This window comes from Nocardia sp. NBC_00881 (genome assembly GCF_045207455.1).
In the GTDB taxonomy this organism is placed as follows: Bacteria; Actinomycetota; Actinomycetes; order Mycobacteriales; family Mycobacteriaceae; genus Nocardia.
The window spans coordinates 1995448-2016058 of record NZ_CP108798.1; the positions used below are offsets into that span (position 1 = coordinate 1995448).

General features: G+C 65.2%; 16 protein-coding genes and 2 pseudogenes. 9 read left to right on the top strand and 9 right to left on the bottom strand.

Annotation, left to right across the window (positions count from 1 at the left end; all coding sequences use genetic code 11):
• Positions 1-5 precede the first annotated feature (5 nt).
• From leuD to OH799_RS08030, 4 genes are read right to left on the bottom strand one after another with little or no spacing between them, the layout of a single operon-like run.
• Positions 6-608 carry a 3-isopropylmalate dehydratase small subunit gene (leuD, locus tag OH799_RS08015; protein WP_406277257.1) on the bottom strand — a complete coding sequence of 201 codons (603 nt, stop codon included), beginning with the start codon at positions 606-608 and terminating at the stop codon, positions 6-8.
• Positions 608-2014, bottom strand: a complete 1407-nt coding sequence (locus OH799_RS08020; RefSeq protein ID WP_406277260.1) for a 3-isopropylmalate dehydratase large subunit — start codon at positions 2012-2014, stop codon at positions 608-610. The genes leuD and OH799_RS08020 overlap by 1 nt, the downstream gene beginning before the upstream one ends.
• A complete protein-coding gene (locus OH799_RS08025) occupies positions 2014-3546 on the bottom strand; it encodes a class I adenylate-forming enzyme family protein (RefSeq protein WP_406277263.1) in 1533 nt (510 codons plus the stop codon). The genes OH799_RS08020 and OH799_RS08025 overlap by 1 nt, the downstream gene beginning before the upstream one ends.
• Positions 3536-4885: a Rieske 2Fe-2S domain-containing protein gene (locus tag OH799_RS08030; RefSeq protein WP_406277266.1), complete on the bottom strand. Its 1350-nt coding sequence runs from the start codon at positions 4883-4885 to the stop codon at positions 3536-3538. The genes OH799_RS08025 and OH799_RS08030 overlap by 11 nt, the downstream gene beginning before the upstream one ends.
• 538 nt (positions 4886-5423) lie before the next feature.
• Here OH799_RS08030 and OH799_RS08035 point away from each other — a divergent pair.
• From OH799_RS08035 to OH799_RS08050, 4 genes are read left to right on the top strand one after another with little or no spacing between them, the layout of a single operon-like run.
• Positions 5424-5882: a hypothetical protein gene (locus tag OH799_RS08035; protein WP_406277269.1), complete on the top strand. Its 459-nt coding sequence runs from the start codon at positions 5424-5426 to the stop codon at positions 5880-5882.
• Complete coding sequence (locus OH799_RS08040; protein WP_406277272.1) at positions 5882-7264, top strand: hypothetical protein; 1383 nt, start codon at positions 5882-5884, stop codon at positions 7262-7264. The genes OH799_RS08035 and OH799_RS08040 overlap by 1 nt, the downstream gene beginning before the upstream one ends.
• A complete protein-coding gene (locus OH799_RS08045; RefSeq protein ID WP_406277275.1) occupies positions 7261-8574 on the top strand; it encodes a vWA domain-containing protein in 1314 nt (437 codons plus the stop codon). Before OH799_RS08040 ends, OH799_RS08045 begins: the two co-directional genes overlap by 4 nt.
• Before the next feature lie 14 nt (positions 8575-8588).
• A complete protein-coding gene (locus OH799_RS08050; RefSeq protein WP_406277278.1) occupies positions 8589-9701 on the top strand; it encodes an AAA family ATPase in 1113 nt (370 codons plus the stop codon).
• Here the strand turns inward: OH799_RS08050 and OH799_RS08055 are convergent.
• Positions 9606-9845: pseudogene (locus OH799_RS08055) on the bottom strand (hypothetical protein); the annotation flags it as partial. The gene OH799_RS08050 and the pseudogene OH799_RS08055 overlap by 96 nt on opposite strands.
• On the opposite strand from OH799_RS08055, the gene OH799_RS08060 reads away from it, so the two are divergent.
• Positions 9746-12457 carry a DUF5682 family protein gene (locus OH799_RS08060; RefSeq protein WP_406281907.1) on the top strand — a complete coding sequence of 904 codons (2712 nt, stop codon included), beginning with the start codon at positions 9746-9748 and terminating at the stop codon, positions 12455-12457. The pseudogene OH799_RS08055 and the gene OH799_RS08060 overlap by 100 nt on opposite strands.
• 88 nt (positions 12458-12545) lie before the next feature.
• Here the strand turns inward: OH799_RS08060 and OH799_RS08065 are convergent, their stop codons facing one another.
• Positions 12546-13193, bottom strand: a complete 648-nt coding sequence (locus OH799_RS08065) for a TetR/AcrR family transcriptional regulator (protein ID WP_406277281.1) — start codon at positions 13191-13193, stop codon at positions 12546-12548.
• Positions 13194-13282: 89 nt separating this feature from the next.
• Between OH799_RS08065 and OH799_RS08070 the strand changes: the two genes are divergently transcribed.
• Both OH799_RS08070 and OH799_RS08075 read left to right on the top strand, forming a co-directional pair.
• Complete coding sequence (locus tag OH799_RS08070) at positions 13283-13996, top strand: SDR family oxidoreductase (RefSeq protein ID WP_406277283.1); 714 nt, start codon at positions 13283-13285, stop codon at positions 13994-13996.
• 55 nt (positions 13997-14051) lie between these two features.
• Positions 14052-14195: pseudogene (locus OH799_RS08075) on the top strand (SDR family NAD(P)-dependent oxidoreductase); the annotation flags it as partial.
• A 570-nt stretch (positions 14196-14765) separates the two neighbouring features.
• Here the strand turns inward: OH799_RS08075 and OH799_RS08080 are convergent.
• Positions 14766-16187, bottom strand: coding sequence for a purine-cytosine permease family protein (locus OH799_RS08080; RefSeq protein WP_406277286.1), 1422 nt, complete (start codon positions 16185-16187; stop codon positions 14766-14768).
• A gap of 179 nt (positions 16188-16366) precedes the next feature.
• On the opposite strand from OH799_RS08080, the gene OH799_RS08085 reads away from it, so the two are divergent.
• Together OH799_RS08085 and OH799_RS08090 are read left to right on the top strand one after the other, a co-directional pair.
• Entirely contained in the window at positions 16367-17005 is a 639-nt protein-coding gene (locus OH799_RS08085) for a TetR/AcrR family transcriptional regulator (protein ID WP_406277289.1), read from the top strand.
• The gene (locus OH799_RS08090) at positions 17002-18618 is read left to right on the top strand and encodes an MDR family MFS transporter (RefSeq protein ID WP_406277292.1); all 1617 of its coding nucleotides are present in this window, start codon (positions 17002-17004) and stop codon (positions 18616-18618) included. The genes OH799_RS08085 and OH799_RS08090 overlap by 4 nt, the downstream gene beginning before the upstream one ends.
• Before the next feature lie 54 nt (positions 18619-18672).
• On the opposite strand, the gene OH799_RS08095 is transcribed toward OH799_RS08090, so the two are convergent.
• Together OH799_RS08095 and OH799_RS08100 are read right to left on the bottom strand one after the other, a co-directional pair.
• The gene (locus tag OH799_RS08095) at positions 18673-19560 is read right to left on the bottom strand and encodes a class I SAM-dependent methyltransferase (protein ID WP_406277295.1); all 888 of its coding nucleotides are present in this window, start codon (positions 19558-19560) and stop codon (positions 18673-18675) included.
• Between the two features lie 343 nt (positions 19561-19903).
• Complete coding sequence (locus OH799_RS08100; RefSeq protein WP_406277298.1) at positions 19904-20545, bottom strand: hypothetical protein; 642 nt, start codon at positions 20543-20545, stop codon at positions 19904-19906.
• Between the last annotated feature and the right edge of the window lie 66 nt (positions 20546-20611).

The window sequence follows — 20611 nt, forward strand, 5'->3', positions numbered from 1 at the left end:
GATGGTTATCGATCCTGGTAGATCCACGGTCGACGGTGCTGGTCGCGAGACTGGAAGTCGGCGATGGCGCTGCTGTGCGCACGGATCAGGTCGATGGCCGTGCGGCCGGTACTCAGCAGCATGCGCTGCACGGTCGTCAGCTCGAACCGCACCGAGCGCCCGTCCGGGAGCACGACCGTGGACCGCGCGATGTCGATGGTGAGTGCGATGGTCGTGCGGGCGGTGATCATGGCGGCGATATCGCCGATCCAGCTGCTCGGTACCACCACGGGCACGATCTGGTTCTGCACGCAGTTGGCGGCGAAGATGGATCCGAAGCTCGGCGCGATGATCGCTTCGATGCCGGCGTCCCGCAGCGCCCAGACCGCGGCCTCACGGGAACTGCCGCAGCCGAAGTTCGCCCCCGTGAGCAGTAGGCTCGCCGCGCGGAATTCGGGGCGGTCCAACACGAACGGTGCATCGGACCGGCCCCGCCAGCAGGCGAACAGGTGCTGGCCGCAGTCGTCGCCCGCACGAGGCGGAATGTCGCGGGAACGGATGATGAGATCGGTGTTCACGTTATCGATCAGCAGGGGAGCAACCACCCCGGTGCGGGTCGAGCCGGCCATCAGAGTGCTCTCGGGTCGGTGATCGCACCCGCCACGGCCGAGGCGGCGACGGTAGCCGGGCTTGCCAAGTGGGAGCGTGTCGCCGGCCCCTGGCGGTGCTCGAAGTTCCGGTTCGTGGTCGTGATCACACGGCGGCCGCCGAATCCTTCCCCTCCGGCGTAAAAGCACATCGAGCACCCCGGCTCGCGCCAGGCGAAGCCTGCGGCGACGAACACCTCGGCAAGACCCTCGAGTTCGGCTCGGCGCTTCACCTCCTGTGAACCGGGCACGCAGATCGCTTGCACACCTGGGGCGACGGTCCGGCCGTGCAGCACCGCCGCCGCCGCACGCAGATCCGACAGGCGACTGTTCGTGCAGGATCCGATGAACGCCACGTCGATCGGTATGCCGAGAACCGGCTGCCCAGGGGAGAGCCCCATATAGCGCAGCGCCCGGTCGATGTCGTCGGCCCGTACTCCTTCGGGCGCGGGGACGCGGCCATGAACAGAGACGACTTGCGCCGGGCTCGTCCCCCAAGTTATTTGCGGAGCAACAGAATCACAGGCGACCGACAGTGCCGCAGCATAGGGTGCGCCGGGATCCGAGGACAGGGCGCGCCACTGGCTCAGCGCTTGGTCCCAGGCAGCACCCGTCGGGGCATGCTGTGTGCCGGACAGGAACTCGAAGGTGGTGTCGTCCGGGGCGACAATCGCGGTGCGCGCGCCGAATTCGACGGCCATGTTGCAGATCGTCAAACGCTCCTCGATCGACATACACCGCACCACGTTTCCGGCCAATTCGACCGCATATCCGCGTGCTCCGTCGGCGCCGACCACACCGATCAGATGCAACACCAGGTCTTTGGCGGTTGTACCCGCCGGCGCCGATCCGGTCAATTCGATCCGCATCGGACGCGGCGTCTCCATCAGCACACATCCGGTGGCGAGCGCGTACTCCAACTCCGTGGTGCCCACGCCCCAGCCGAGCGCCCCGACACCACCGACCGTGCAGGTGTGACTGTCATTGCAGGACAACGTCATTCCCGGCAGTGCGATCCCGGTCTCCGGGGAGATCACATGGACGATGCCCTGACCGGGGTCGTTCACGTCGAACAGGCGCAGCGCGTGTCGGCGCGCTCCCGCGCGCAGCTCACCGATGAACGTCGCACCCCCCGGCACCGATGTCCGATCGGTGCGGCCGGGCTTCGTCTCCACGACGTGATCGACTGTCGCGAACACCGACTCCGGTCGCGCCACGGGTGTGCCCGCATCGCTCAGCTTGCGCAACACCAGCCCACCGCCGCGGTCGTGCAGCATGAGACGATCGATATGGAGGACGCAGGCGCCACCGCCGAGGTCTGCCACGACATGCTGCGCCCAGATTTTGTCGATGATGTTCGCCGGCGCTTTTCGCGTCGTTGTGTCCATTACGCACCGTCGATCTCGGCTGCCAGCATCGTCGCGATCTGTGCCACAGCGGGTTTCCCGTTCGGCGTGACGGGTAGTTCCGGCCAGATCGCGATGTGCGCGGGGACCGCGGATGTGGGCAGCGCGTGTACCAGTTCCGTACTCAGCTCGGCCGCATCGACGCCATCGCGAGCCAGCACTGCGACGGCGACCGCGGTGTGGCCGTCCACGCGCACGCCCACCGCGACGGCATCGACAACCTCCGGGTGCGCGGCGAGCGCACTCTCGACATCGGTGGGCCATACCCGGGTCCCGTCATCGAGCGTGATCACCCGGGAGCCACGGCTCTTGATGTAGACGTAGCCGTCTTCGTCCTGGTAACCGAGGTCACCGGTGTACACCACCGTCTGTCCGGGGAAGGCGCCGTGGGTACGCAGTTGGGTCGCCGTCAGTTCCGGCTGGCCGAGATAACCGTGCATGATCCCGGGCCCGATATGGGCGATCTCGCCGACGGTACCGACCGGTGCCAGTGCTTGTTCATCGCGCGCGATGAACAGCGTGGAGCCCTCGACCGCCCGTCCGACACTGTCGATCCGGTGCCGGTGCTCCGGTGCGTTGATCGGAAAGTGCGTCATCTGCCGCACCTCGGCCTGTCCGTAGATCTCGAATACGCGTACACCGGCGCCGAGACGGGCGAACAGTTGTCGCAGACGTGAGCGCGGCATGTGCAGTCCACCGGTGAAGATGTAGCGCAGCGTCGGCACGTCGCCGAACAGCGGCTCGTCGACGGCGCCGGTCGCCAGAGCGGCCGTCCACATCGGCGTGGCACCGCCCAGGCCGGTGATCCCCGACCGCCTGATCACGTCGCCGAGTTCTTTGCCCCTGGCTCGGCTCAAATGCAGTGCCGCGCCGGTGAACAGCGTGCTGAATATCTGGACGAGCCCGAGATTGCTGCCGAAACCGACGTTGCACAACAGCCGGTCGTTCGCCGTGATGCCGCTCCCGACGATCTGTACGTCGGCGAAGTGCTCCAACCCTCGGCGGGTGCCGAGGACGGCCTTCGGCCGCCCGGTCGACCCCGAGGAGAAGTGCGCCTCCGCGATGCCGGGAAAACCGGCCGAACCGGCGCGAACCTCGTCCGCCGATGGATCGAGGCCGCCGGGCCGCACTCGAATCGGAGGGAACGCGGCCTGGTCGTCGTCCGACAGCAGTCCGGTGCCGAACTCGTCGACGAGCACTCCGATGGGATCCATCCGCTCGATGAGCCAGCGCCGATCGCCGGGCGAAAACCGTTCGCTGAGAAAGCAGAACGCCGCACCTTGTAGTAGCAGTGCACAGGCCACCGCGACGGATTCCGGGGTCTGCCGGGTGAGCAGCGGCACCAGATGCCCGGGGCCGACGCCGAGCGCGGCGAGTTGCCTGCGGTATCGGCGTATCGCCACCCGCAGCTCACCGAACGTCATCACCCGCGGGGGCGTGTGTTCCTCGTCGACGACGGCGGGGCGGTGGTCCGGCCAGGCGGCGAGCGCGGTCGCGAGTCGTTCACCGAACATGCGGCCCGGTCTCCTTCGTGCGGGCCGGACGGGCATGTTCGGGAATCGTGTCCCAGGTGGCGAGGGCTTGCTCGATGAGCGCGGTGTCGGAACTCCAGCCGTATTCGCCCGCGATTCCGCTGACCTCGCCCGGTCCGGGCTTGTAGATCGGGCGGGTCACCATGCCGTGTTTGATGCGCTCGCGAGGGAAGTCGACACAGACGTTGGCCGCCGGATCCCGAAAGACGTTCATCGGCTCGTCACCCTGCTCCAGCTTGCGCAGTTCGCGTAACAGCAGCTTCCGGTATTTGATGATGCCGGTGTCGGAGACGCCCAGCTTCTCCCGATCGCGCTCAGCGATGGCACCCTGCTCCACCCAGGCCATGTAGTCCTGGTTGAAGCTGAAATTCAAAATCCAGTCGCCGAATTCGTCCTTCAGCGGTACGTAGCGATACGGTATCTGCCGCTGCCGAGGAGCTTTGGTTCCGGGCGCTGTCGGAAAGACGTAGAGCGAGATGTGATTGGTGTGCGTGTCGTCGATCGGCACCCGGAATTGCATCGTGTAGGCGAACTGGCATCCGGTGACGAGGATATGCGGAAAGATCACCGGATGGCCGACGGTCCAGTCCTCCTCTGTTCCGGTGTCGCCCTCCACCATTCGCGCCTTTGCCATGCCGTATTCGAAGTCGTAGAAGCGAATTCGGCGATGCCGCTTGCCCGCTGTCGGGCCGAGCCCTTCGAACCGGGTCTCGTCCCCCATGTTCGTGACCTGGCGCAGATAGTTCGGGTAGTTGGTATGTAGCCACTCGGTGTGCACCGGATCGAGCGAATTCTCTTGGCACTGAAGCCAATTGCACGGTAGCTCGGCAATGGAAATGTCGCGCACGGCCTCCCCCCACACCAGCGGCGCCCACCGCGGCAGCAGCGGTGCGGAACCGGCGCCGAGATATGCCCACACCAGCCCCGCCAGTTCCTGGACCGGATACCCAGGTATGCCACAGCTACGGGCGAAGTGATCGTTGCCCTGCATGGTCATCTCGAAGGGCTGATCGATACACGAACCATCGGTGGCGAACTTCCAGCCGTGGTAGGGGCATCGGATGCCGTCCTGCTCGACCATGCCGAGCGCGAGGTTCACTCGACGGTGCGAACAGTAGCGATCGATCAGCCCCAGTCGCCCACTGCGATCTCGAAACAGCACCAGGTCTTCGCCGAGCAGGCGCACCTCTTTCGTGCGCAGCGGGCTGGAGTCCAGTTCCGCGATGGGCGCGATCGGATGCCAGTAACGACGCATCAATTCGCCCATCGGAGTTCCGCTACCCACCCGCACGAGGCGTTCGTTGTCGGACGATTTCAACATCGGGCACCCTCGACTTTCCCGAGCGGCATGTGACTCAAGTAACGTACCATTGGACAACGGCTCACTCAATAGGTGCAAAAGATTTCCCCGGGCCGTATACGGAGTCGATAGCGTGGGCAATCGCACTGTTAGGCAAGAGTTTTCGGTGCGTCGCCGGAGAGCAGACGGCTGACACAGCAACACGCCCGGTGCTGGAGCGATCGCCGGTGGCCACCCCGATCGCCGATCCCCGCATCCCGCCGCACGGACAGCCAGCCGTCCAGTCGTCATGCTCCCGAGCCGATGGCCATCAGTTCCGAGGCGCCTACTGCAAGTCCTCTGTCCAGCTCCCACCGCAGGTGTCAACCCACTCGATGCTCCGACCCGCTTTGCGGCTCACCTCCTCGCGCGAAGGCCGAGCCGCACCACTCGGATCGGCGGCCGCCAACCTGTCGGTGGGATGGCATAGCTTGATCGACATCGCGACCGAACGAGAGGGACAGCAATGGTTCCGAAGGCGAATAGTGAACCAGCACAACCAGATTGGAGGACCTCATCGGTGGTACAGGTGGTGTACGCCGCCGCACCTCGCAAACTGGCGAAAGTTCCGTTCGTCGAATTGTCCGACGGGCGGCTGCAGGGCGTGGTGTCCAGCGGCTCCGATATCGGACGCGTGTACGTAGCCTCGGTGACGGCCGGCACGCACGGGCTCAGCTGCAGCACCAACAACAACCGGCCGTGCGGCGGGCTGTCGGGAAGCTGGACCTGCAAGCACCTGGACGCGCTCATCGACGAGGCCGTGCTGCAGTACGGGCAGGGTCGGGTGGCTCGATACCTGCGGATCGAGGTCCCCGAAGGCGGGTGTCTTGCCACGGCTCTCGATGGAACTCGTGATCCAGCTCCTGCCGCAGTGGTGTTCAGCCGGTTCTTGCGACATCTGGCGTATCTCGAACTGCCGGGGAGCGTGACAGCGATTCCTGAACTGCAGTGGTTTCCGGCGACGGGGGTGACCAGCTGATGTTCGGTGTGCAATTGGGCGAACTACTCAGCGAGGCGCCGGAGGGCGTCGCGGGGGCTCAGGATGTGGTGGCCGGTTTCGACGATGCGCTGGTGGTCGGCTTTGCCCGCGTCGACGATCGGCAGGCAGCGGCACTGCGGTCGCTGGCAGGTGCCGTTACCGGATCACCGCTGGCCACCCCGGTGGCCGAGGCGGTCGCAAAGCTGAGCACCGGCATGATCGGACCGGATCAGCTGTCCGCCTTGGCGGCCGGCCGGGCCGCACTGCTCGGCGCTGTACACGACGCACTACTCGAACACCTGGACACGGCGCTGGGCCGCAGACGGTTGTCCTGGGTACAACCTGCCGTAATCCCCGCCGCGCCGCATGCGCTGGCCGTTGGCAGCCGCGCCTGGCTGGGTGAGCTCGCTATCGCCGGATGGCGCGCCGTGGACCATGCCCTGGTTTCCGCAGCCGATCAGACGGTGCGGGGACTGCTGGCCGAGCCCGCGTTGCGGCGGCTCGCGGTCCTGCTGGACGGATTGACCGCCGAACTGGGCGCCTCGGCTCCCGTCGCCACCATGGATCGGCTGCCTGCGCGGCGCTGGGCGGACCTGTGGACGCGAGCGCTGCTCTTATCCTGGCGCGGCGGAGAAGTCAGCATGCCGGAGACGGCTTCCGGGCAGCTTCTGCCGCTTGGTGTGGATGTGCACGAACACGGGACTGCCGTACAGGCACAGGTTTACGGCGTGCTGGAGTCAGCCAGCGCACCGGCTCGCACCGTGCGCGTGAGCATTGCGGCCGCCAAAGTGGACACTATCGTCGGCCCGGCCGTGTGGCAACTGCTCGGCAAGCACCCCCGCCTGCTGACCGCGCTCGCCGAACACCGCGCGCTGGCGCTCACCGACATGCCGTTGTCGGCAAGCGGCGATCTGGTGTGGTACGACGAGCGGGCGAGCGTCGGCGATCCGGCGGATCCCTTTACCACGGCGGCCGTGCGGCTCGCTGGTGCGCTGGCACCAGCCGCCGCTCCGCTGGACCGGGATCCGGTACACATCGCCGAACCTGTCCTGGTCCACGGATACCGGATCAAAGACGGCGCATTGGAATTGGACGGGCACCAGCTCGCCGTCGAACTGGATCGTCTGCCGGCGAGTGGACCGCTCACCGCGGCCGCGGTATCCGGTTCCGTCGCCTGCATCGGATTGCTGCGCTGGGACGCCGGACGCTGGAGCCTGCGCCCGCTCGCCATTCAGCGCAAGGTCAGGACTCAGCTCGTCGCCCTACACAATGGCGACTGGGCGTGCGGTCCGACAGATCCGAAAGTGGCCAAGCGGCAGGCGAAGGCGGGAGACGCCGTAGCGGTGCTGCGTGAGCGGGCGGGACGGTTGCTGCGGAAATGACCAATCACGAGACTCGGCGCCAGATCCTGTACTGGCGTCTGCTGGCCGGCGTCTTCACCGGCGACCCGCAACCCTCGCTGGAATCCGCGAGCGCGGGCATCGTCGAGGATATCGGTCTTTCACCCGTGGTGCTCGACCCCCGGGTGTCGATAGACACTGTGGTGCAGCGGTTCCCGGAGCTGGGACCGGAGTTCGACGCGCTGGATCTCACCGGGAACGCGGAGCACACGCCAGTCGTGTCCGATGTCGGCGAACAGGGCGAGGGCATCGACAACAGCGATGTGCGCACTGCCGCACTGGTTTCCAAACTGCTGTCGAACATCTTCGCTACCGGGACCGGCTCGGTCACCGCGACCCAGTTGGCCGGCTGGCACAGTGATGCGAACTGGCTGATCCGCACCCTCGGCGACGCGAAGTCCGGCGAAGTGCTCGGCGCGCTCGCCGAATGCGAGGCCGACCTGGTCGCTCGCATGCGCCTGCGCGAAGTGCTGGCCGATTCCCAGCTGGCCGGGCAGCTCACTCCCAGCATGTCGCTGATCGAACAGCTGTTGCGGGACAAGAACAATCTCTCCGGCGCCGCGCTGGCCAATGCCAAGGCCCTCATCCGGCGGTTCATCGATCAGGTGGCCGAGGTGCTGCGCACCCAGGTGCAGCAGACCAGCGTCGGCGCCATCGACCGATCGGTCCCGCCCAAGCGCATCCTGCGCAACCTGGACATCGACCGGACCATCTGGAAGAACCTGCCCAACTGGAATCCGCAGGACGAGCGCCTCTATGTGGACCGGCTTTTCTACCGGCACACCGCGAAACGCACCGTACCCGCACGCATGATCGTGGTGGTCGACCAATCCGGTTCGATGGTGGACGCCATGGTGAACTGCACCATCCTGGCCTCGATCTTCGCCGGACTGCCGAAAGTGGACGTGCACCTGATCGCCTACGACACCAATGCTCTCGACCTGACCCCGTGGGTGCACGACCCGTTCGAGGTGCTGCTGCGTACCAGCCTCGGCGGCGGCACCGATGGCCGCGTCGCCATGACGTTGGTCCAACCCAAGATCGCCGACCCGAAAAACACTGTATTGGTATGGATCTCGGACTTCTACGAATGGGAATGCCAGCAGCTGTTCGAAAGCATGGAGTCGGTCCACCGTTCCGGGGTGAAGCTCATCCCGGTGGGTTCGGTGAACAGCTCCGGCCAGCAGAGCATCAACCCATGGTTCCGTGGACGCTTCAAACACATTGGTGCCCCGGTGCTTTCGGGAAGCATTCAGAAGCTTGTGTACGAACTCAAGAACTTTCTCGACTAGGAGACCTACCCATCATGAACGACGTTCTGCGCGCGCCCGCCGAAGTCAAGTACGCCGAGGAGTTGGACTGGCTGGAATCCATCGATGACGGCCCCAGGCCCTTTGCCTGGCGGCTGAGCCCGAAGATGGTGCGGCTGTTCATTCTCGGTTCCGAACGCGCCGACGGCCTGGACCGCAAGATCGAGCAGAAGTGGTTCGGCGACCGCAGTTTCGTCGAACGCAGCATCGTGACCCTGGCCTCCGACCGCGGCCTGCTGCTCATCGGCGATCCGGGGACCGGCAAGAGCTGGCTGGCTGAACTGCTGGCCACGGCCGTCAGCCGCAACTCCACGCTCGTGGTGCAGGGCACCGCGGGCACCACCGAGGACCACATCAAATACTCGTGGAACATTTCGATGGTCATCGCCAAGGGCCAGTCCCGGGAGTCGATGATCCCCTCGCCCATCATGACCGCTATGGAGCAGGGCGTGATCGGCCGCTTCGAGGAGCTGACCCGCGCCACCAGCGATGTGCAGGACGCCCTCATTTCGATCCTGTCGGAGAAGTACGTCTCGATTCCCGAACTCGACGACGACAATGTGATTTTCGCGCAACCCGGCTTCTCCATCATCGCCACGGCCAACAGCCGCGACCGCGGGGTGAACGATCTGTCCTCGGCGCTCAAGCGGCGCTTCAACTTCGTGCGCATCCCGGTGGTGTCGAACAAGCGCAGCGAGGCCGAGATCGTGCGGTTTCGCACCCAGGAACTACTGCGCCGCCATCAGATCGAGCTGGAATTGCCGCCCACGCTGTTGGACATCCTGCTGGAGAGCTTCGCCGACCTGCGTGCCGCCGCCGCTGCGGCTGCCAACGACGACGACAAGCTCGAGTCGGCGCTGTCAACCGCCGAGCAAATCGGCGTGCTCGAGGACGCCATCCTGCACAGCCAGTTCTTCGGTGAACGCGAGTTGCGTGCTGAGACCCTTGCTGGTTCGCTGGTCGGTTCCCTGGCCAGGCGCACACCGGAAGATCTCGCGATCCTGAACAAGTACCTGCACGGCGTGGTCGAGCCGCGCAGCAAGAACCAGGACGGAGCCTGGGGCGAATTCCTCGAGGGCGGACGTGCGGCGATCGCGAGGCTTTCGTGAATCCCTTCGCGGCGCTCCAGGAACAGCTGACCGACGCGGCCTCCGTGTTCGGAGGCGATACCGGCGCGACCGGCGACATCCTGGCAGGCATGGTCGGCGATGTCGACCGGGCGCTGTCGGAGCGGTTGGAAATCTTTCCCGTATGCCATCATTCGCCCGCCTCCGCGCTGGCGATGGTGCGCCGCCTGCACGAAAAACAACCCAGCGTCATCTATCTGGAACTGTGCGAGGATCTGCGCCCACTGCTCGACGAGCTGCGTAACTGCCGCCTGCCAGTGGCGCTGCAGGCCTTCGCCAACGAGATCGACGGCTTTCCGGCCGAATGGGCGCCGCTGTCGATCGTCGTGCCCATCACCGAATCGTCGGCGGAATACCAGGCCATCGCCTATACGCTGGACACTCCCGGCGTCGAACTTGTTCTGGTGGACCGCTCCACCGATCACATATTCCAGTGGTCGCCGCGGGAAGACGAGCCGGCGACGTCCGAGCCGCGCGACGACGGGTCGCACAACCCAGAGAGGGGACTGCACGGCGAGGCGGTTGGCATCGAGATCGGTGATCTGCGCCCGCGTTTTGCCGAACTCGAGCAGTACCTACTGCACCACGGCAAGGTCCGGCACTGGTCGGAGTGGTGGGACCAGTATGTCGAACAGCCTCTTACCGACGCCGATTATGACACCTACCGCCAGGTCATGGTGATGATCGGCAGCCTGTTCCTGCGCATGCGCCGGGGCGGCACCGAGGTCGACGAGGACCGGGAGCGGTACATGTGGACGCGGATGCGTGAGCATCTGGCGGCCACCGGTACCGATCCGCGGCGTTGCCTGTATGTCTGCGGCGCGGCGCATGCAGCCAGCCGGGTGGAGCAGTTCGGCCTGGACTCGGACGCGCCGTTCGAGATCACGCCGCGCTCGGCCACCACCTGGCACTACGGGCTGATCCCCTCCAGCCACTCCGCCATCGAGGCGCAGTTCGGCCTGGCCGGCGGTGCGGTGTCCATCGCTGCGGCCACGTGGTCGAAAGGACTGCGGCGCAACAAGCTGCGACCGTTCCAGCTGGAAGGACAACAAAGCGGGCGGTCCCGAGCCAAGAAGAAGCAGATCGCCCCGAAGCAACCTGCGACCGCCGTGGCCGATCATCTCTCCGGGTTTCTGTCCCGGCCGCCACGGTTGGATCCGCTGGACGAGGCCGAACTGCTGGAGTGGTCAGTCGACATCGTCCGCTCGGCCCGGCGCAACGGCTACCTGGCCAGCACCGCCGATGCCATCGCGATCTTCGAGACCTCGATCCTGTTGGCAGGCATGCGCAATCGCACCCGCCCGACGCCGTATGACTTCCAGGACGCCGCGATCACCTGCCTGGAGAAGGACCGCGTGCCAGGACGCCGGGATGTGCGCCGGTTGTGCGAAGTTCTGCTCGGCGGCGATCGGATCGGGCAGGTCGGCTACGCAGCGCTACCGCCGCTGGCGCGGGATGTGCTCGACCGGCTGCAGCCACTGGGCCTGGATCTGTCCAAGCGCACACTGCAGCGGGCGCTGCTCGATCTGGGGGCGAATCCGGACCTGCACCCGTGCTCAGATCTGCTGTGGCTGCTGCGCCGGCTGCTGCCCCCGGACGCGATCCGCCCCATCATGGGTTCGCGCACCCTCGGCGCGAAGTCCATTCAGGAGAGCTGGGATCTCGGGCTCGGCAAATACCAACGGTCGCTGGTAGAGCTCGGCTACGAAGGCGTCACCGTCGAGCAGGTGCTCGAACAGCGGCTGCGCCGCGTGGTCAACGAACAGGATGCCACCGTCACGATCGCCCTGTCGGCGGTCGAGGACGCCCTGCTATACCTGGGTTCGGTCCGACTCGCCGACGAACTGGGCTCCCGCGCCGTGGAATTGCTCACGGCGGAACAGACGGCCGATGATGCTCCTGCGGTGCTGCAGCGAATCCGCCTGCTGCTCAACTACTTCCGCACGACCAGCGATGGCCTTCCGGATTGGTGCGGGCGTTTCGTCACCGCCGGCTACGCGCACTACTGCACCCTGCTGCCCACCGCCTTTGCCAACGAGGACACGAGCACCGGTCAGATCGCGGCCATGCTGGGCTTCCTGTTCGGCATGGAGCACCTCGCGCTCTCCTTAGGCTGCGATCACACTCAACTGGAACTGGCCGTACTGCAATCCCATCCGGAAGCACCAGCCAAGGTGGCACTGCTGTGGGCGGCCCGCTTCCAGCTCGGGCTGCTGCCACTGACGGAACTGCGCGAACGCTGCGACGCCATGCTCGCCAATCCCCTGGTGCTGCCGTCGTTTCCGCAGTACATTGCCGGTTTCGTGCACGCCATCGATCCGGCCCCCGCGCTGAAACCCTTTGCCGTGGAACTGTTGTCGAAAGCCTTCGGCAGGCTTCCCGATAAGGTCCTGCTGCCGTGGCTGCCGGCCCTGATCGCCACCCTGCGCAACCAGGGGGGCGAGTTGGTCCCGGCGCTGGTTCGCGAGGCGGACCGCACCTTCCCTGGCGCGCTTCCCGCCGTGGACGCCTGGGTGCCGCCGTGGTCGGCCGAACCCGCCCCGGCCACCGCACCGCGCGGACCAGCAACCGATCTGCTCGCCGATCACCCCGCCACCTGCGACGCCCTAGTCACCCTGTTCGGCTACGACGCGGATTGCCAGGAGGCGAGTCCCGCCGCCGACAGGGCACTCACCACCCTGCTCGGACGCCACCCGGCGACCGCGGCGGCACTCGCCACCGATCTCGGACTCGGCTAGCGACTCTGACCGCCCCAATACACGCGGCGAATATTCGAAGGTCTGGTCCTGATGGATCTGTAGGAAGCTCATCCCCTTGATCTGCCCGCTATTGCGCGGGAGCGTTTGCCGCGGTAGCGGCTTGGCCGATAACTTTGTTCGGCAAGGGTTTACCGACTCCCGCAGCGTCGAGAAGGGTGCTTGCGGTGGCGACGGCGAGACCGTCGAGCTGCTGCGCTTGGATGACCGATTGGGCGCTGGCTCCGTCGAAGACGAGGGTCAGCTGTCGGGCGAGCTGGGCGGGGTCGTATGCGCCGCCGCGTTCGGCCTCGTCCCGAAAGAACGAGGTCAGCCCGTCCTTCTGTCGGCGAGCGACCTGACTGGCCGGATGCTCGGGCGACTTGAGTTGCACCGCCGCCGCGACATACGGGCAGCCGCGAAAATCCTGGACCGGCTCCAAGTATTCCAACCGTTCGAAGACGTGCAGGATCCGCTCACGGGGCGATCCGACGTCGTCGGCAGGCAGCAGTGCGGCCTGATGGTTTGGCGCGATGCGCTCCAGGCTGGCAGCCAGCAGCTCGTCTTTGCTGCTGAACAGCTGGTACATCGAACGCTTGGACACACCGGCGGCTTTGCACAACGTGTCGACGCCGATGTGGACGCCCTGTTCGTAGAAGAGCCGTGCGGCGGCATCGAGCAACCGGTCGCGGGTGGAGGCGGCACCATGTGATGCCACTGACGGTCTCGGGTCGGCCATAGATCTCAGATTACCCATCCCCTTGCCTAATGGAAACCGATCTGTTTATGCTGGGGGAAACAGATCGGTTTCCGGCAGGAGTTCAGTCTATGACCAGCATCAAAGGTTCCGTAGCACTCGTCACGGGTGGCAGCCGCGGCATTGGTAAGGCACTCGTGGAGCAGCTCTATGCACGCGGCGCCGCCAAGGTCTACGCGACCGCTCGCGACCCACGCACTGTCTCGCACCCGAACGCGGTCGCGCTGGCCCTGGAACTGACCGACCCGGACTCCGCAGTGGCCGCAGCCGAACAGGCACCGGACGTGACGATCCTGGTCAACAACGCCGGGGCTTCATTCGGCTCGTCGTTCCTCGACTCGCCGGTCTCCGACATCCGCCGCGAGTTCGATATCAATTTCTACGGTCCGCTACACGTCACCCGTGCCTTCGCCCCGATCCTCGAACGCAACGGCGGCGGCCACATCCTCACTATTCATTCGGCCCTGTCGTGGATCTCGATCCCAGGCACCGACGCCTACAGCGCTGCCAAGGCCGCACTGTGGTCGCAGACCAACGCACTGCGACTGGCGCTGCGCCCGCGCGGTATCGGCGTCACCGGACTGCACGTCGGCTACGTCGACACCGACATGACCGCAGGCGTCGACGCCCCCAAGACCTCCCCGCACAGCGTGGCATCTCAAGCTCTCGACGGCATCGAGGCCGACGCTTTGGAAGTCATCGCCGATGACCTGACCCGACAGGTCAAAGCCGGGCTCGCCGCCGACCCGGCGATCCTTTATCCCCAAGCCGCCGCAGCCGAGTAGCCGATACGAACCACAGTTCACAAACCCGACAGACCCCAACATTCAGGAGCACCCAATGGCCATCACACCTCCAGTAGCCGTGGTAACCGGCGCGTCCTCCGGGATCGGCGAAGCAGCCGCCCTCGCGCTCGTCAGCGCCGGATTCCAGGTAATCGGAACAAGCCGCAACACCAGCGAGCTCACTCCGCCCGACGGGGTGACACCTATCTGGCAGACGTCGCCGAGAACCTGACCGCGGACGGCCCGTCTGCCCGGTTCACCTATCGGCGGATCGGCCCACGCGCGGCGGCATACCGCTGATCCTCTGAACCATGTCCGGGGAACCATCGACGGTGGGGCCACGCAGTGGCTCGACTATCTGGCCGCCGAGCGCGGCGTGCGTGTTCGACAAGGTCGGGTCGGCTACACCACCGGTGAACCGCGCGACTCCGTCGAGGGATTTACCGACGGTGCAACCGAATTCATCGAAGCCCGCGGCTCGACCGAAGTCGACCTGCTCGACTGGACGCTGGACGGCACTGTCGCCCAGCGACGACCAACGACTCCGGCGCTGACGGCCCCGTCGGAGTCCCCTACATCCAGAACGCCACTCTCGTGGTCTACAGCGACGCTGGTCACGCCTTCCTGTTCCAGCGCGCCAAGCGATTCACCACCCAAGCGATCAACTTCCTGGCCAACTGACGAGCGAGCCGAGCCTTCCCCGCGTGAATCCGCCCATTACCGCAGAATCCACACAGCGGCGCTCGCCACCGGCACTTCGAAACACCCCTTAGATCCTCCGCACCTGCTGTTCTTCGGGATTTCGGTCCGCGAGCACCTTGGAGCCGGGCCGTCGCCTGCCCGAGCTACTGCGGCGCGTCCCGAGAACGGCTCCGTACGCGCCACCTGCGACGAGAGATCCGACCAGGCTCAGCGGCACCGTGTGGTAAATGCCCTCGGGTAGGAAATCCTTCCCCCAGAAATTCACCATGAAGCCTGCGAGGAAGCAGGCGAGCGCCGGAATGCGCCATCGGCCGGCGAAGCCGACCGCAGGGCGGAAGTAACTGTCGACGTCGCGTTTGTCGGCCAATCCCCACAGCCAGTCGACGATCATGACGAAGGCGAACGGGCCGAGCAGCTCGCCTGCGCCGGTGACGAACACCTCGGCGTGCGTCAGGATGCCGGCCTGGGCCAGCAGGACACCCAGAACGCCGAGGACGACCGTGACGACAGGCTGTTCCCAACTGCGCGGCTTTCGCACGGTGTTGAGGGTCACGAGCAGGTCGACGGTCGAGGGATAAAGGTTCATAGCGTTGGTGTGCAGCACAGCGAGCGCCGCGCCGATCGCCGCCACCGCGCCCCAACCGGTGATCTGCGCGCCGAGGACGGCGATGTTCCAGTCGCCGATCGCCTCCTGCGAGTAGGCGCCCATCACGCCCATGATCACGATGGGCATCATGATCCCAAGGCTCGGCATCAGGAAGTACCAGGTCCGCTCAGCTGTGCGCTCAGCAGGCAAACAGAAGCGCGAAATCGTCGACGTCTTATAAGTCCAGGACAGAATCGAGAACCCGGCGACAGCGGAAACCGCCGTGCCCCATGCCATCGGGGTGGTCTGGCGCGGAACGTGCAGCGAGTAGTGCGTCGCCAGATAGACGGTCAAGGCGGCATAGCAGACGATGAACAGCAGCGCCGTGTAGCGGTAGAAGTACTCGAGCCACTTGAACCCGAACAGAACGAGCACGATGCAGATACCGCCGACGATCCAGTACCACGGTGTCGCAGAGGTGTGACACAACGCCGCGATGATGAGGGCGCCAGTGGCCGTGTTCAGGCCGAAAAAGACGATGTTGACGAAGGAGAACAGCGCCGAGAGCAGAAATGTCGCCGACCATCCGTAGGTGCGGCGAGCGACCACCAAAGCCGTGAGCGGCAGCTCACGGCCCATCTCGGAGAACAGGCCACAGGGAATCAGGAAGATCAGCCAACTCACCACGATCGCGCCGATCATGTACCAGAGCCCGTAGGGGTACAGAATCGCGCCGATCAGTGGTGTTATCGCGGAGCCGGACGTCATGGCCCAGACAATGAACAACTTTCCCGGTGTGGCAGTGCGTTGGTTGTCGGGTACGGGCGCCACGCCGACCGTCTCGACTTCACCACCTACTCGCCGCAACCACGAATCGGAATCGGCAGCACCGGCTTCGCTCATCGCGCGAATGTACCGTCAATCAACGGCTCATTCAATAGAGGCTTGATTGGGGTGCGACATCTCTGCGGCCGCCACCCAGGAAGGCGTCAAGGAACGGTCGGCGTGCGATGCTCAGACCGCTCCGACACCCAATAACTTGCAGTTTATGAAATCTTGCAGTTTGTGCTAAATTTTCGCACATGTCCCCGTCGAAGCGTGCCGAGCCAACGATCGGGTTGCGCGAACAGAAGAAGCTGCGGACCGAACTCGACCTCTGCATGGCCGCGCGGCGGCTGACGATCGAGCGGGGGCTCGATGCCACGACCGTCGAGGACATCGCGCGAGCCGTCGGTGTCTCGCCGCGCACGTTTTTCAACTACTACGAGACGAAGATGGACGCGGTGGTGGGTCCGGTCGGCGAGATCGGCACACCGGAATTGCGAGAGCAGTTCACCGCCGGCGGACCGACCGGTGTGCTCATGGACGATCTCACCTGGCTGTTCGCCGCGGGATTCGAACCAGAAAGCGAAGTACGCGAGGGCATTTCCTTGGTCACCGAGATTATCAAAACCGAACCGAGGGTGCTCGCGGCCTTCGTCGCCTCCGGTGTCCGGTTGGAGGCCACCTTGGGCGAACTGCTCTCGGCACGGCTGGGTAGCGAGGTATCGCCCGAATTCGCCTCGCTCGCAGCGGGAGTCATGACAACCATCACCACGAGGGCGGCGATGTCCTCAGCGGGTGATCCGACCGTATCGCTGGCCGCGGCGATGCGCGACCACTGTGCAATGGCCGCCCGGCTGTTCGAGCCGGCGGCCAGGAAAAGGAGACGTGCCGAATGACCACGACCGCTGAATCGCCGCCCGCCCCTATTGTCCTGACCCAGCGGCGAATCGGGCTCATCTTCGCCGCGCTGATCGCGGGTATGTTTCTGGCCAGCCTCGATCAGACGATCGTCGGCACCGCCATGCCGACCATCGTCGGCGATCTCGGTGGCATTTCCCATATGGCGTGGACCGCAACGTCATATCTGCTGGCGACCACCATCATGATGCCGATCTACGGAAAATTCGGTGACTTGTTCGGCAGGCGCTGGCCGTTCCTGTTCGCGATCACCATCTTCACCGTCGCATCCGTCGGCGCCGCCGCGTCGACGGGTTTCTGGGAGTTCATCACCTTCCGCGGCCTGCAGGGCGTGGGTGGCGGCGGCCTGATGATCCTGGCGCAGGCCATCATTGCCGATGTAGTGCCCGCGAAGGATCGCGGCAAGTACATGGCCCCGATGGGCGCCATCTTCGGCATCACTTCGGTCGCGGGCCCGCTGCTCGGCGGCTTCTTCGCCGATCACCTCGGCTGGCGCTGGTGCTTCTGGATCAATGTGCCGATCGGTATTGCCGCACTGTTCATCGCCTTCCGCTACCTGAGTATTCCCAGCCACCGCCCCAGGACCAGACCCGACTACCTCGGTGTCGTCCTGATGTCGGCCGCGACCACGCTGTTGATCCTGATCACCGACTGGGGCGGCAAGCAGTACACCTGGGGTTCGACGGTGATGGTGACGATGATCGCCGCGTTCGTGGTGATCGTGGCCGCGTTCGTGATGGTGGAGGCCCGGGCCGAGGAGCCGATGCTGCCGCTGTGGTTGTTCCGCAATCGGACCTTCGTGTTGACCTCGGCGATCGGATTCCTGGTCGGCCTGGTGATGTTCGCCGCGCTCGCCTTCATTCCGACCTATCTCCAAATGGCCACTGGTGCTTCGGCTTCCGTCTCGGGCCTGTTGTTGATACCGATGATGGTCGGTCTGATGATCACTCTGATCACTTCGATGACGATGGTTACCAAGACCGGTCGCTACAAGGTTTATCCGCCGCTCGGCGCGGCGCTCATGTTCGTGGACATGCTGTGGCTCACCCGGCTGGACGCCGATACCCCGATGTGGATGGTTTCGGCGATGCTCTTCGTGATGGGCGCGGGCCTCGGTCTGATGATGCAGATCATCGTGCTCGTCGTGCAGAACGCGGTGTCACCCAACCAGATCGGCACCGCGACCAGCGCCAACAACTACTTCCGTGAGATGGGTGGCGCACTCGGTGTCGCTATTTTCGGTTCGATTTTCACCAACCGGTTGACCGAGGGCCTCACCGATGTGTTCCGGACGCACGGTCCGGAGGCGGTCCAGGCGAAACTCGACCCGACTGCGCTGGTGCCATCGGTGGTCAAGAACCTGCCGCAGGGCCTGCACGATGCGATTGTCGGGTCGTACGTCGACGCCCTTGTCCCCGGTTTCTGGTACCTGATTCCGGGCGTGGTGATCGCATTCGCGCTCGCGCTATTCATTCCGCACATGAAGCTCTCCGACGAGGCGGGTATGGTCGCCCGCGGCGAAGCGGTGATGGCGGAAGACGCGCAGCAGCCGGATCCGGATCCAGAACCGGAACTCGTGGCCGAGCCCTGAGGCGCAGGCGCCGACTGAAGCCCTCTGAGCAGAACCGGTGGGGCGCTGACCTGGCTAGCGCACCGCGGTCAGATACCTGGGCTGCTGCCACAGGTCGGTAAGCTCGTCGGGGAGTTCCGGAGCCGATCGACCGTAGGCTGTGGCCAGCTCGGCTGGACTGAATGCCCGCACAGTCCAGCCACTTTCGGTCAGCCATTGCGCCGGATCGGCCCGCTCGTCGTCGTAGAACAGCTCGGCCAGGTCGATATCGCCGAACAGGGATTTGTCAAAATACTTCGACTCGATGGTCGCCAAGCGTTTGACATCGGTTCCGGTCACGAAACTCTCCACCCCGAGGTGGCTGCCGAGTGCGGAGAGTTCGACGATCTGCTCGAACAATGCGTCCTGTGCCGCACCGGGAAGATACGGCAGCAGCCCTTCTGCCGACCACACGGCGGGCTTGTCTGGATCGAAGCCCGCCGCCCGGAGGGCAGCGGGCCAGTCCTCTCGCAGGTCCACCGCCACCGCCCGCCGATCGGCCTTCGGTTGCGCATCATGTTCGACGAGCACTTTCTCTTTGAACTCCAACACCTTCGGCTGGTCGATCTCGAATACCGTGGTACCCGCCGGCCAGTCGAGGCGATACGCCCGCGCATCCAACCCGGCGGCCACGATCACCGCCTGCCGCACCCCGGTCGCGACGGCCGACAAGAAGAACTCATCGAAGAACTTGGTCCGAAAACCCATGAAACCGGGAACCAGCGGCGTACCAGCCAGCGCGGAGGGGTCGGCCAACAAACCGGTGAAATGCGGCTCGCCCGCAGCCTCGACGAACAGCGGCGCGTAATCGTCCTCGATCAACGGATCGGGATCGGCCGCCTCCAACGCCCGAAACGTCGCGACCCCCAACGCGGTGAGCCCCACGCTACTGACGATGTCCCACACGTCTCCCTCAGTTCGCATAGCCGAAACACCTACCGATCTTTGTCGACATACGTGGACGTGACAATCAACCAGCAGGACGGCGAAGAGGGCCGCAAAACTCGACGGCCTCGCACCGAGCTACTCGTTCGCACCAACCCGGAATCATCCATCTACTCGTGATTCTACGACAACCGGGTCATCGACATGATGTGCCGCATCCTTGCAGCAACGCGGCATCTCGCTCCCGCAGAACAGTCCCGGCGCCCACACCGTAGACATCCATGGCTGAGCCGGGTCGGCGCCCGGCCTCACCTGCTGGGCATCCCGACTCAGCCGGAGTCCGGGCCCATGCCGGCGGCCTTCCCTGGCGGCTCGATGACGATCATCGCCCAGGCGTTCCCCGCACGCGCCGCACCACGATCGCGCCGTAATCCCTGCTCGGCGGATCCGGATAGTAGTTGGGGACAATGTGCTTCCGGTCGGGCACCAGATAGTCGTGCCCCCGGTACATTTCCAGGAAGGGATCGACAAGGCAGCCACCGAGCCTGCGAAACGCGTAGTCGCGGGCGTCGATCTCGCCGAACCGGCGGCAGTAGGCGTCGTAACCGGGAATCTTTGCTCCGGTGAGGACATAGTTCAGCGCGAATCGCTCGGCCAGCTCGACGGGGGTCTCCATCATCACCGCGTATGCCGTGCCGCCGCGCGCAGTGCGCTTCAGTGAGCCGGAAGCAAGGTAGATGGCGTTCGCGGTGTCCAGGTCGATCTCGGGGTAATAGCCGTTGCCGGTCACGGAGTCCCAATCGCTGAGCTCGGAAATCCTGTCCGCCGTGTACCGCATGGGGAAGCCCATCAAGGTGCCGACAACCTCGTCGTGCTGCTCGAAAATCCAGAACGCCTCGGGGAACGCGCGCAGGCGAGCCACCATCTGGTCTCGGCTCGCCCGCTGAGATTCCTCCCAATCCTGCTCGACGGCCATGATCTCGTCCAGATCGTCCAGCGCCGCCTGCCGCACCCGGATCGTCATCGCGCCTCCTGTGTCCTGCGGGAGTTCCCGCACCCCGTCGGCTCGATGAGCGCTGCGCGATTGTGC